This window comes from Aeromonas simiae, assembly GCF_014892695.1.
GTDB lineage: Bacteria > Pseudomonadota > Gammaproteobacteria > Enterobacterales > Aeromonadaceae > Aeromonas > Aeromonas simiae.
The window spans coordinates 2,590,938-2,603,192 of record NZ_CP040449.1 but is presented as its reverse complement, the minus strand read 5'-3'; the positions used below and the strand labels follow the sequence as shown (position 1 = coordinate 2,603,192).

Annotated in this window: 9 protein-coding genes; 4 read left to right on the top strand and 5 right to left on the bottom strand. The window is 65.4% G+C overall.

What is annotated here, in order from left to right; genetic code table 11:
* Positions 1 to 9 precede the first annotated feature (9 nt).
* Positions 10 to 687, top strand: coding sequence for a dethiobiotin synthase (gene bioD / locus FE240_RS12170; RefSeq protein ID WP_193001254.1), 678 nt, complete (start codon positions 10 to 12; stop codon positions 685 to 687).
* Between the two features lie 102 nt (positions 688 to 789).
* Positions 790 to 1,662 (top strand): protease HtpX, encoded by an 873-nt coding sequence (gene htpX / locus FE240_RS12165; protein ID WP_193001252.1) that lies wholly within the window; start codon positions 790 to 792, stop codon positions 1,660 to 1,662.
* Positions 1,663 to 1,729: 67 nt separating this feature from the next.
* Here the strand turns inward: htpX and FE240_RS12160 are convergent, their stop codons facing one another.
* A complete protein-coding gene (locus tag FE240_RS12160) occupies positions 1,730 to 3,532 on the bottom strand; it encodes a hybrid-cluster NAD(P)-dependent oxidoreductase (RefSeq protein WP_193001250.1) in 1,803 nt (600 codons plus the stop codon).
* Between the two features lie 249 nt (positions 3,533 to 3,781).
* On the opposite strand from FE240_RS12160, the gene FE240_RS12155 reads away from it, so the two are divergent.
* Both FE240_RS12155 and nifJ read left to right on the top strand, forming a co-directional pair.
* Complete coding sequence (locus FE240_RS12155) at positions 3,782 to 5,416, top strand: NAD(P)-binding protein (protein ID WP_193001248.1); 1,635 nt, start codon at positions 3,782 to 3,784, stop codon at positions 5,414 to 5,416.
* Complete coding sequence (nifJ, locus tag FE240_RS12150; protein ID WP_193001246.1) at positions 5,413 to 8,994, top strand: pyruvate:ferredoxin (flavodoxin) oxidoreductase; 3,582 nt, start codon at positions 5,413 to 5,415, stop codon at positions 8,992 to 8,994. Before FE240_RS12155 ends, nifJ begins: the two co-directional genes overlap by 4 nt.
* Before the next feature lie 96 nt (positions 8,995 to 9,090).
* Here nifJ and FE240_RS12145 read toward each other — a convergent pair whose 3' ends face one another.
* From FE240_RS12145 to FE240_RS12130, 4 genes are all read right to left on the bottom strand, one after another.
* Entirely contained in the window at positions 9,091 to 9,318 is a 228-nt protein-coding gene (locus FE240_RS12145; protein WP_193001244.1) for a YdcH family protein, read from the bottom strand.
* Positions 9,319 to 9,443: 125 nt separating this feature from the next.
* Positions 9,444 to 10,874, bottom strand: a complete 1,431-nt coding sequence (locus tag FE240_RS12140; RefSeq protein ID WP_193001242.1) for an ATP-binding protein — start codon at positions 10,872 to 10,874, stop codon at positions 9,444 to 9,446.
* The gene (locus FE240_RS12135; RefSeq protein WP_042044526.1) at positions 10,871 to 11,542 is read right to left on the bottom strand and encodes a response regulator; all 672 of its coding nucleotides are present in this window, start codon (positions 11,540 to 11,542) and stop codon (positions 10,871 to 10,873) included. The genes FE240_RS12140 and FE240_RS12135 overlap by 4 nt, the downstream gene beginning before the upstream one ends.
* Positions 11,543 to 11,641: 99 nt before the next feature.
* The gene (locus FE240_RS12130) at positions 11,642 to 12,253 is read right to left on the bottom strand and encodes a tetratricopeptide repeat protein (RefSeq protein ID WP_193001240.1); all 612 of its coding nucleotides are present in this window, start codon (positions 12,251 to 12,253) and stop codon (positions 11,642 to 11,644) included.
* Between the last annotated feature and the right edge of the window lie 2 nt (positions 12,254 to 12,255).

Here is a 12,255-nt window from a genome sequence, read left to right as displayed (position 1 = left end):
GAGAAGCAGATGAGTCACACCTATTTTTTAACCGGCACCGACACCGACGTGGGCAAGACCCTGGTGGCCTGTAGCCTGCTGCACGCCTGGCAGGCAACGGGTCTTGCCGCCGTGGGCTACAAGCCGATCGCGGCGGGCTGCGAGCAGAGCGCACAGGGGCTGCGCAACCGCGATGCGTTGCAGTTGCAGGCGGCGGGAAGCGTCCAGATGCCCTATGAGGCGATCAATCCCATCGCCTATGCGCCGCCGATCGCCCCCCACATCGCCGCCGAGCAGAGCGGCATCCCCATCGACACGGCCCTGCTCGATGCGGGGCTGGCCCGCTTGCAGGCGAGCGGGGCCGAGCGGGTACTGGTGGAGGGGGCGGGGGGCTGGCACCTGCCCATCGGTGGCGGCCGGCTGCTCTCGCATTGGGTGGCCGATCATGGGCTGCCGGTGATCCTGGTGGTGGGGGCGCGCCTTGGCTGCCTTAACCATGCCCTGCTGACGGCCGAGGCGATCCGCGCCGCTGGCCTGACCCTAGCAGGCTGGGTTTGCAACCGCATCGATCCCGATATGCCTTTCTACGAGCATAACCGCGACACCCTGGCGGCCCTGCTGGGGGCGCCGCTGCTTGGGGAGATCCCTTGGCTGGGAACTCAGCCTCAAGCGGCGCCGCATGGGCTCGATGTTCGCCTCTTGCAGTAGGCAGTATTATTCAGCGATTATTCATTGATTTTTGCGATAGTGACGCCGTGAATAAAACATGGCGTCGTACTGTGACGTTGCGTAGCTCAATGAGGAGTCAAAATGAAGCGCATCTTACTGTTCCTGGCCACCAACCTCGCCGTGATGCTGGTGCTGGGGGTGGTACTCAATATTCTGTTTAGCGTGCTTGGTATCAACCGCTCGAGCATCAGCGGCCTGCTGCTGTTTTGTGCCGTGTTCGGTTTTGGCGGCTCCTTTATCTCCCTGTTCATGTCCAAGTGGATGGCCAAGCGCAGCTACGGGGTGCAGGTGATCGAGCAGCCCCGTAACGAGATGGAGCACTGGTTGGTCAGTACCGTGGCCCGTCAGGCGCGCGAGTCTGGCATCCAGATGCCGGAGGTGGGGATCTATGACTCTCCCGAGATGAACGCCTTCGCGACCGGTGCCAGCCGCAACGCCTCTCTGGTTGCCGTCTCCTCCGGCCTGCTCTACACCATGAGCCGCGACGAGGCCGAGGCGGTGCTGGCACACGAGGTGAGTCACGTGGCCAATGGCGACATGGTGACCCTGACCCTGATCCAGGGGGTGGTGAACACCTTCGTGATGTTCTTCGCTCGCATCGTGGCCGGCGTCATCAGCAACTTCTTTAGCAACAACAATGATGAAGAGAGCAGCAGCACCGGTGGTCTGGCCTACATGGCGACCGTGTTTGTGCTGGAGATGGTGTTTGGCATCCTGGCCTCGATCATCGTCATGTGGTTCAGCCGTCAGCGCGAGTTCCGTGCCGACGCTGGTGCCGCCAAACTGGCCGGCCGTGACAAGATGATTGCCGCCCTGCAACGTCTGGCCCGGGGCCCCGAGTCCCAGATGGAGGGCACCATGATGGCCTTTGGCATCAACGGCAAGCGCTCTATGAGCGAGCTGTTCATGAGCCACCCGCCCATCGAGCAGCGCATCAGTGCTCTGCGCGGTTAAGCCTTCCTGATCGCTCCCTGATAACAAGAAGGGCCGGATGATTCCGGCCCTTCTTTTTTATTGCGCATTACTCGATGTGCACATCGGTGAGGGGCACGGCGCAGCAGGCGAGGATCTCGCCGCGATCGCGGGCCGCCTCGTCCAGCGCAGGCGCTGCCGGTTGATCCACTTCCCCAACCCGCAGGGTGCAGCGGCAGCTGCCACAGATCCCGGCGCGGCACGACCAGGGGAGATCGATCCCCTGCTTGGCGGCCTGATCGAGCAAGGTGCCTTGGTTGTTGCCGATGAACTCTTCGGCGCCGATGCGGATCCGCACCGCCTGATGGGGGCGCGCCACCGTCAGCATCTGGCCGCCAAACGACTCGTGGTGCAGTTGCCCGGCGGGCACTCCTAATTCGGCGAGCCAATCGAGGGCCAACTGCATGAAGCCGGTGGGGCCGCAGACATAGACGTCGCGCTCGGCCAGCTCCGGGATGGCCTCTAGCATGGCGTGGGTCAAGTGGCCGCGCAGGCCCTGCCAGTGAGGTTCGGGGCGGCTGAGCACCAGTTGCAGCTGCATGCCGGCCAGGCGCAGGGCGAGCAGCTCTTCACGGGCGGGGATGTCGACCTCGCTGCGGCACTGGTGCAGGAAGTGCACTTCACCAAGGGCCCCCTGATCGGCCAGGAAGCGCGCCATGGAGAGCATGGGGGTGATGCCGGAGCCGGCTGAGAGCAGCAGCAACTTGCGCCGTCCGCCGAGGTGGAACTCGCCGGCCGGGGCATGGGCCAGCAGGGTCTTGCCGACCCCTAGCTGCTGGTGCAGCCAGGTGGAGAGCCGTCCCCCCTCAAGGCGCTTGACCGTGATGGCGAGGCGCTCGGGACGCGACGGGCTGGAGCTCAGGGTGTAGTTGCGCAAGATGCGCTGGCCATCCACGTCGATGGCGATCGGCAGGTACTGGCCCGGCAGGTAGTCAGGCAGGGGCAGATCGTCGTCGGCCTCCAGCCAGAAGGTCTCCAGCTCCCGAGCCAGAGTTTCGCGCGCCACACAGCGCAGACGGCGGCGGGCGGGAGCGCCGTTGGGGTAGGCGGGGGCGCGCCGGGTCTCCAGCACCTCGACCGGATCGCCTGCGCTGATCGTCCCTTCGTTCAGGGCGATCAGGTTCTGGCCGAAGTAGACCTCGCCATCCTCCCCGCGGCGGTAGCGGGTGAGGGTGGCGAGCGGCTCTTTGAGGGCGTTGAAGCGCTCGCTGCCGGGCTCCACTGTGGTCATGATGCAGCGGCTGCACGGCTTGGCGACGGCAAACTCCACCTCGCCGATGCGAATGCGGGCCCAACCATCCTCGGCGAAGGGGGCGGTGCCACTGACCACCAGGTTGGGGCGAAACTGGCTCATCAGATGCAGCGCGTCGGAGCGCCGGTTGAGATCTTCCAGCGAGGCCTCGCTGATGAGCAGCAGCGGGTAGCCATCGGCAAAGCTCACCCGGGTGCCGGTCTTTTCCCGGTAGCGGTTGGAGCGCTCGCCGAGCCACAAGAGGCGGGCCGGCTCGCCGAGAACCCGGCTTATCCAAGCGTCGGCCTCGTCCGTGGTGGTGAGCGCCTCGAAATCATCCTGCCACACCCGGGTGGCCAGTGAGTCACGGGTGAAGCTGCGCTCTTCCAGTCGCAATGGTTCGCCGCCGCTGAAGGCCAGGCGCACGCCTCCCACGAACGGATCGGCCAGCACCTGTAGCAGGCGTGGGTGGGTGCGCGCCGTGATAAAACTGCCATCCGGGCGCACCACCATGTAGCGGCGATCCCCGAGCAGCCCCTCTTCGGTGACCGTGGCCCGCAGCGGGGAGAGGGCGGCGCAAGACTTGACGGGATAGAGATGAAGGGAGACGAGAGTGGTCATGAGCGCTCCTTTGCAGATGAAAATGCACCATAACGATTTCGTTTGAGCAGCTCAAACAGTTTGTTTTGGTGTTGATAGAGTGCGCTTTTATTGATCTCGATTGCATCATCGCTGCGCGCGTTAGGTCAAACTGTGACCAGTTTCCAGTTCTTGACGCTTTTGCTTTTCCCGTCAGCCACCGGCCGCCACGGCGCGCCGGTTTTCAAGGGCAGATGACGGTCGGTTCACCCACAAGCAGAAAGCCACGTTATGAGCAGACCACTGGATATGACGCTGCCACCGGATCTCTCCCGCAAGACGGGGACGGGCCCGGTGCTCAGTCGGGTGCCACGCTGGCGCCCGGCCCTTCCCCCCTGCAATCACGCCTGCCCTGCCGGTGAGGACATCCAAGCCTGGCTCTCCCTGGCCCAGTCCGGCCAGTTCGAGGCCGCTTGGCGGCGCCTCATCGAGGTCAACCCCTTGCCGGCCGTGCATGGCCGAGTCTGTTACCACCCCTGCGAGCGTGCCTGCAACCGTGCCGAGGTCGACGAAGCGGTCTCGATCCACGCCATCGAGCGCTTCCTTGGCGACGAGGCACTGCGCCTCGGCTGGCTGCCGGCGCCGCCTCCAGCGCCCACGGGCAAGCGGGTGCTCGTCGTCGGGGCAGGCCCTTCGGGCCTCTCTTGCGCCTGGCACCTCAACCGGCTCGGCCATAGCGTCGAGATCCGCGAGGCGGGCCCGCGCCCCGGCGGCATGCTGCGTTTTGGCATTCCTGCCTACCGCCTGCCGCGCGCCGTGCTCGATGGTGAGGTGGCGCGCATGCTGGCGGCCGGGGTGCAGCTCACCCTCAACCACAAGGTGGAGGATGTGCTGGCCGAGTGGCGTGAGGGGGGCTTTGATGCCGTCTTCATGGCCATCGGTGCCCACCTGGCCAAGCGCGTCGATATTCCGGCCCGCGAGGCCGGGCGCATCCTCGATGCGGTGAGCTTTCTCCAGCAGGCGAGTCTGGCCCAGGAGCAGGGGCTACAGCCCCCAGTGCTGGGGCGGCGCGTCGCCATCTATGGCGGCGGCAATACCGCCATGGATGCGGCCCGCACCGCGCGTAGGCTCGGCGCCGAGGAGGCGATGATCATCTACCGGCGGGATCGCGACCATATGCCGGCCCATGACTTTGAGGCCATCGAGGCCGAGGAAGAGGGGATCACCATCAATTGGTTGCGCTCTATCCGCCAGTTCGACAGCGATCGCCTCGAGGTGGAGGTGATGACCCTCGATGAGCAGGGGCAGCCGCAACCCACCGGCCGCGTCGAGACACTGGAGGCCGATGCCCTGATCCTGGCCCTTGGCCAAGAGGTGGACTTGAGCGTGCTCAAGAGCGTGCCCGGTGTGCGCTTGAGTGGCGAGGTGGTGCAGGTGGGGGAGAACCTGATGACTGATCTGCCGGGCCTGTTTGCCGGCGGCGACATGGTTCCCTCCGAGCGCACCGTGACGGTGGCCACCGGCCACGGCAAGAAGGCGGCGCGCCACATCGATGCTTGGCTGCGCGGCGAGCGCTATTGCAAGCCCCCCTCCTTCCCGCTGGTGGGGACCGCCTCCTTGCAGCTCTGGTTCCAGACCTGGGCGCCGGCGAGCGATCAGTCGGTGCTGGCACCGGCGTCGCGCCACGGTTTTAGCGAAATCGTCTGCGGCCTCGATGCCAATGAGGCCCGTTATGAGGCGAGCCGCTGCTACTCGTGTGGCAACTGCTTCGAGTGTGACGGCTGCTTTGCCAGTTGCCCCGAGCAGGCGATCGAGAAGCTGGGCGCTGGGCTTGGCTACCGGGTCGATCCGGCGCGGTGCAGTGGGTGCAGCGCCTGCCACGACCAGTGCCCGTGCAATGCCATCGAGATGGAGGAGGCCAAATGAGCGACAAGATGATCATGGTAGATGGCAACGAGGCCGCCGCCCGGGTGGCCTATCAGTTGAGCGAGATCTGCGCCATCTACCCCATCACCCCCAGCTCGACCATGGCGGAGCTGGCCGATGAATGGGCGGCAGAGGGGCGCCCCAATCTGTGGGGCAACGTGCCGACCGTGGTGGAGATGCAAAGCGAGGGGGGCGCTGCCGGCGCCGTGCATGGCGCTCTGCAAGGGGGGGCGCTGGCCACCACCTTCACCGCCAGCCAAGGGCTGATGCTGATGCTGCCCAACATGTACAAGATTGCCGGTGAGCTGACCCCGGCGGTATTTCACGTGGCGGCCCGCTCCCTGGCGGCGCAGGGGCTGTCTATTTTTGGCGATCACCAAGACGTGATGGCGGCGCGCACCACGGGGTTTGCCATGCTGGCCTCGGCCAGCGTGCAGGAGGCCCAGGATCTGGCGCTGGTGGCCCACTGCACCACTCTGCGCAGCCGGGTGCCGTTTTTGCATTTTTTTGACGGCTTTCGCACCTCCCACGAGGTGAACAAGATAGCGGCTATCGAGCGGGTGACCCTGCGCTGCATGATCGACGATGACTGGGTGCGCAGCCACAGGGCCAGGGCGCTCAACCCGGACAACCCGGTGATGCGTGGCACGGCGCAAAACCCAGATACCTATTTTCAGGCTCGCGAGAGCGTCAACCCCTTCTACGAGGCGCTGCCAGCCCAGGTGCAGCAGGTGATGGACGAGCTGGCCGGCCACACCGGACGCCACTACCGGCTGGTGGAGTACAGTGGTGCGCCGGATGCCAGCGAGGTGGTGGTGCTGATGGGCTCGGGGGCGGCCGCCGCGCGCGCCGCCAGTGACTGGCTCAATAGCCAGGGGGGCAAGACCGGCGTGCTCCAGGTGCGCCTCTATCGCCCCTTCCCGGTGGCGGCCCTAGTGGCCGCGCTGCCGGCCAGCGTGCGGCGCATAGCCGTACTCGATCGCACTAAAGAGCCGGGCGCAGGCGGTGAGCCGCTGCTGCTCGATGTGCAAAGCGCCCTCATCGATGCCCTGCAAAGGGGGAGCCTAGGGAGCTTGCCCCACCTGTGCGGCGGGCGCTACGGCCTCTCTTCCAAGGAGTTCACTCCGGCTATGGCGGCCGCCGTGTTTGCCGAGTTGGCGAGCGAGGCGCCGCGCCCGCGCTTTAGCGTGGGGATCTGTGACGATGTCTCCGGATTGAGCCTGACGCTGCCCTCCTTGCCGAGTCTGGAGCCGCAGGATAGGGTGTGCGCCCTGTTCTTCGGTCTCGGTGCCGATGGCACGGTCGGGGCCAATAAGAACAGCATCAAGATCATCGGCGAGCGCGGCGATCTGCACGCCCAAGGCTACTTTGTCTACGACTCCAAGAAGTCGGGGTCACGCACCGTCTCCCACCTGCGCTTTGGCCCCGATCCCATCGATGCTCCCTGGCTTATCGAGGCGGCGAACTTCATCGCCTGCCATCAGTGGGGCTTTGTCGAGACGCTGGATCTGCTCGAGCATGCCGCACCCGGCGCCACCTTGCTGCTCAACGCCCCCTGGCCCCCCGAGGCGGTGTGGGGACAACTGCCCGAGCGGCTGCGCGCCCGCATTCGCGCCAAGGGCGTCCGGCTGTGGGCCATTGACGCCGACCGGGTGAGCGAGCAGACCGGCATGGGCAAGCGCATCAACACCATCATGCAGACCTGCTTCTTCGCCCTGGCCGAGGTAGTGCCGCGGGAGGAGGCGATCGCGCTCATCAAGGGGAGCATTGCGAAGAGCTACGCCAGCAAGGGGGAGGCGGTGGTGGCGAGTAACTTCGCCGCGGTCGATGCCACCTTGGCGGCGCTGCACCCGGTGCCCTGGCCCAGCGAGGGGGAGGAGCAGAGCGGCGACTATCCGCTGCCGCTGCAATGGCCCGCCGGATTATCGGCAGCCGAACACACCTTCATCGAGCGGGTGACTGGCCCCATGCTGGCCGGTCGGGGCGATCGGATCCCTGTGTCGCTGCTGCCCTGTGATGGCACCTACCCGCTGGGAACCAGTCGGGTGGAGAAGCGGGCGATAGCCCGCGACATCCCCATCTGGCGGCCTGCGGCGTGTGTGCAGTGCGGTAACTGTTCGTTTGTCTGCCCCCACGCGGCGCTGCGTGCCAAGTTTTACCACCAGGCGTGGCTCAAGGATGCCCCAGCCGAGGCCCGCTCGGCGGCGCTGACGGCCCGAGGTTACCCCGACAGCCGCTACACCTTGCAGGTCTACCCGGAAGATTGCACCGGCTGTGGTCTGTGCGTGCAGGCTTGCCCGGTACGCGATGAGGCGGGCGAGCGTGCCATCGTCATGGGGCCGCTGGCGGCGCATCGTGAGTCGGAGCGCACGGCGCTGGCCTGGTTCGAGCGCCTGCCCTGGCCGGCGCGGGAGAAGATCGACTTCTCCACGGTGCGCGGGGTGCAGTTCTTAGAGCCCCTCTTTGAGTTCTCCGGCGCTTGCGCCGGCTGCGGTGAGACCCCCTACCTGCGGCTGCTCACCCAACTGTTTGGCGATCGCATGTTGGTGGCCAACGCCACCGGTTGCTCCTCTATCTATGGCGGCAACCTGCCGACCACTCCGTGGAGTCACAACGACGAGGGCAAGGGGCCAGCCTGGTCTAACTCCCTGTTTGAAGACAACGCCGAGTTCGGCTTTGGGCTGCGCTTGTGCGCCGATCAGCACAGGGGCCAGGCCGAGGCGGCGCTGCAAGCGGTCAGGTCGCGCGTCGGGGAGGCGCTGGTCGATGCCTTGCTGCACTCACCGCAGCGGTTGGAATCGGAGATCCGCACCCAGCGCCAGCGCCTGACCATGCTGCGCCGGCGTCTGGAAGATGACGAGAGCACGGAGGCCCATGCCCTGCGCTCGCTGATGGATCAACTGGTGCGCCGCTCGGTGTGGATTGTCGGCGGTGACGGCTGGGCTTATGACATCGGCTCGGCCGGGCTCGACCATGTGCTCGCCTCCGGGCGCGACGTCAACGTGCTGGTGATGGATACCGAGGTCTACTCCAACACCGGCGGTCAGATGTCGAAGTCGACCCCGCTCGGGGCGGTGGCCAAGTTTGCCGCCGGGGGCAAGACCCTGGCCAAGAAGGACGTGGCGTTGCAGGCTATCGCCTACGGCAATGTCTATGTGGCGCGCATCGCCTTCGGTGCCCACCCGCAGCAGGCGTTGCAGGCCCTGCGCGAGGCGGAGGCCTATCCCGGCCCTTCGCTCATCATCGCCTATAGCCACTGCATCGCCCATGGCATCGACATGGAGCAGGGGCTGGCCCAGCAGAAGCGGGCGGTGGACTCGGGGCACTGGCCACTGCTGCGCTACAACCCTGTGCTGCGTGAGTCCGGGCAGAACCCCTTCAGCCTTGACAGCCTGCGTCCGACCCTGGCGCTGCGCGCCTACCGCGAGCAGGAGAGCCGCTACCGGGTGTTGGCCCAGAGCGATCCGGCCGAGGCCGAGCGGCTGATGGCCATTGCCCAGCAGGTGGCGTGGCAGAAGTGGGCGACCTATGAGGAGATGGCGACCCGCAGCGCCGAGCAGTTCCATCCGCTGTTGTGAGTCGGTGGCGGCGGGCTTAGGCCCGCCTCTTTTTTTGAGGGACGCCAAAACGAAACGACCCGGGATTGCCCCGGGTCGCATTGCCTTGCGAGAGCATCACTGCAGTGATGTGTCGCGCTTACTATGAGTTTTCAGGATCTCATAGAGATCTTCTTTGAGTTTCAGCTTTTTCTTCTTCAGTTCACGAACCTGATCGTTGTCTGCGTACTCTTTTTCCAGTTGCTTGATCTCGTCATCCAGCTGGTTATGCAGGTTAAATTTCCTCTGAAAGTGGGCATCGGTCGTTTTCAGCTGAGTGATTAGATCACGGTACTCTGGAAACATGTGGCCTCCTTTTTCAGTGTGTGTAAGTTCAAGCTACTCCATTCCGGCAGGGGGGAATGTGATGATGGTCACCCTTGGTGACAATCATGCATTTTTCTCTCGCTATGCTATTTAGCTCACATTTTTCAGCTTTCCAGTTGGAAGTAGACGCTAACTTCAAGCCCCCCCTGCGGGTGATTGTGTACCCTCATCTCGGCCCGGTGCAGCTCGGCGATACGGCGCACGATGGCCATGCCAAGCCCCGCCCCGTCCCCTTGCTGCGGGTTGACCCGAAAGAAGCGCTCACTCAGGCGCGGTAACAGCTCGGGCGGCACGCCGGGGCCGCTGTCGCGCACCCTGACCCGAGCCTTGTGCCCCTCGCGATCGAGCAGCACAGTGATGGTGCCGCCGCGCGGGGTGTAACGGATGGCGTTGTCCACCAGGTTGGCAAACAACAGCTCGAGCAGGGTCGGTTGCCCGGCGATGGTGAGCGCCTCATCGGCCTCGAAGGCGAGCTGCTGCTCTTTGTTAAGCGCCAGCGGCACCAGGCTGGCGATGGTCTCGCGCAGGGTCTCGCGCAGATCGAGCGGCTGGTGCGGCATCGGCTTGCGGTGATCGAGGCGGGCATGGGTGAGCAACTGGCGCAGCAACCGATCGCTGCGATCGAGCGCCTGCTGCATCTTCTCCAGCGCCTGGCGCCGCGCCTCCTCGTTGTGGGCGTGCAGGGCGTTCTCGCTGTATAGGCGCAGCACGGCGAGCGGGGTACGCAGCTCGTGGGCCGCTTCGTCGGTGAACTGCCGCTCGCGCTCGAGGGTCTCTGCCAGGGTGTGCATCAGGCGGTTGAGCTCGGTCATCAGCAACCCCACCTCCTTGGGCGGGTGGTCGATATGCAGTGGGGTTAGGTTGGCCGGATGGCGCTCACCGATGGCGGTGGTGAGCCGGGTGAGCGGTGAGATGCTGCGGGTCACCAGCCACCACAGCAGGATCAGCAGCAGTGGCAAGGTGATAATCAAGGGCAGCATGGTCAGGGTGGCCATGCTGCCGGCCAGCTCGTCACGCTCGTCGTCGCGTTCGGCCACGATGAGCCAGGTGCCGCGCTCCTCGTTGTGCAGGGTGAAGGTGCGCCACAGGTGCTTGCCATCTTGCATCTCATCAAAGCCGGGCGCCAGGGCGCCGAGCGGCTGCTCGGGGGCGCTTGGCGAGCGCAGCAGCACGCTACCGGCCGGATCGAGTAGTTGAAACGCCAGATTGCGCTCGAACTCGTGGCCGTAGGGGGTGAACTCGTTGTCGGTGTAGATGCCACGGCGCTGGGAAACCCGCTCGGCATCCGGGTGGCTCAGCTCCCACTCCTCATAGACCAGGCCACTGTCGTGGTCGGCCGGTAACTGCTCTAGGTAGCGCAGCAGCAGGCGCTCGGTGATGCGGGCCGACTGGGCGAGACGGGCGTCGAACAGCTCTTCCATCTCGTGGCTGGCAGAGAAAAAGCCGAGCAGGGCGCTGACCGACAGGCTGGCGGTGACCAGCAGCAGCACCCCGGTCAGCAGGGTGCGGCGCAGTGAGCGGACCGGGCGGCTCACGAGGTGGCGACCTCGCGCGGCACTATGTAGCCGACCCCACGGATGTTGCGGATGAGATCGGAATAGAGCTTCTTGCGCAGGTGGTGGATGTGCACCTCGACCGCGTTGCTCTCGGCCCCCTCATCCCAGCCGTAGAGGCGTTGGTGTAGCTGCTCTTTGCTCAGCACCCGGCCCGCCTGACTCAAGAGCTCGTGCAGCAGCTTGTACTCGTGGGGAGTGAGGCGCACCGGCTCGCCCTGGTAGGTGACCTGCTGGGCGTCCGGGTAGAGCACGATGGCGCCGTATTCCAAGGTTGGCAAGGCATTGCCGGCGCTGCGCCGCAGCAGGGCCCGCAGGCGGGCGTTGAGTTCGGGCAGGGCAAACGGCTTGGTGAGGTAGTCATCGGCGCCAGCATCGAGGCCAAGCACCCGATCGTCGAGGGCGTCGCGGGCGGTGAGGATCAGCACTGGCAGGGTGAAGCCCTCGCGGCGCAGCTTGCGCAGCAGGCTGATGCCGTCGATATCGGGCAGATTCAAATCGAGGATGAGGGCGGCAAACTCCTCGCACTTTAAGGTGGTGAGGGCCGGCAGGCCTGTGGTTAGCCAATCGACCGTGTAACCCGAGCCCTTGAGGGCGTCCTGCATGCCGTCGCCCAGCATCACATCATCTTCAACCAACAGGATCCGCATTCCAACTCCGTGTCGAGGCCCAGCGTGGAGACAGTATGCCGTCATCACCGACCCTGCTCCAGCTTGGCAATCTCAGCGGGCCTTGTGGCCCGCTGTGCATCACAATGTGGCCAGTTTGGCCTTAATCTCGCCATGGCGGCCCTGATCGGCCAACTCGCGACCGGGGCGGGGCGGGGCCGCCAGCGCTTTTTCGAAGTAGCGTTTGGCCTCGGCCTTGTGGCCCTGATCGAGCAGGAAGTCGGCATAGAAGTAGTTGGGGTCGATGCCGGTGGGGTTGATGGCCAGCGCCTGCTTGAGCAGCGCCTCCGCCTTGTCATCATCGCCAAACCCGACCGGCCAGCCCGGCACCTGATAGTAGAGGGAGCCGAGGCTGGTGTAGGCCGAGCCGTCGAGGGCCTTGGGGTCTTGCTCGATGGCTATTTCGAGGCGGCGCTTGGCATCCTTGACCAGAGAGAGGGCTCCAAGGCCCCCCTTGGCGCCGGCCCAGGTGCTTTTGACGATGGCAGACCAGATCAGCAGATCGGTGCGAAACGCCTCCTTGGCGCTGGCCGCATCGGCGCGCTGGCTGAGCTGCTCGAGGCAACGTTCCTTCTGCTTCTCCGGGCTCTGGTATTGGCACTGGGCCCAGACGGACTGGATCTCGGGCAGGGCATCGGCGGCAAAGGTGGGGGCGGCGAGCAGGCTGCCGACCAGTAACAGGGTCGATTTCATCT

Bases quoted from the DNA above. Each gene is read 5' to 3' on its own strand.
- bioD (WP_193001254.1), top strand. From the start codon at position 10: ATGAGTCACACCTATTTTTTAACCGGCACCGACACCGACGTGGGCAAG.
- htpX (WP_193001252.1), top strand. From the start codon at position 790: ATGAAGCGCATCTTACTGTTCCTGGCCACCAACCTCGCCGTGATGCTG.
- FE240_RS12160 (WP_193001250.1), bottom strand. From the start codon at position 3,532: ATGACCACTCTCGTCTCCCTTCATCTCTATCCCGTCAAGTCTTGCGCC.
- FE240_RS12155 (WP_193001248.1), top strand. From the start codon at position 3,782: ATGAGCAGACCACTGGATATGACGCTGCCACCGGATCTCTCCCGCAAG.
- nifJ (WP_193001246.1), top strand. From the start codon at position 5,413: ATGAGCGACAAGATGATCATGGTAGATGGCAACGAGGCCGCCGCCCGG.
- FE240_RS12145 (WP_193001244.1), bottom strand. From the start codon at position 9,318: ATGTTTCCAGAGTACCGTGATCTAATCACTCAGCTGAAAACGACCGAT.
- FE240_RS12135 (WP_042044526.1), bottom strand. From the start codon at position 11,542: ATGCGGATCCTGTTGGTTGAAGATGATGTGATGCTGGGCGACGGCATG.
- FE240_RS12130 (WP_193001240.1), bottom strand. From the start codon at position 12,253: ATGAAATCGACCCTGTTACTGGTCGGCAGCCTGCTCGCCGCCCCCACC.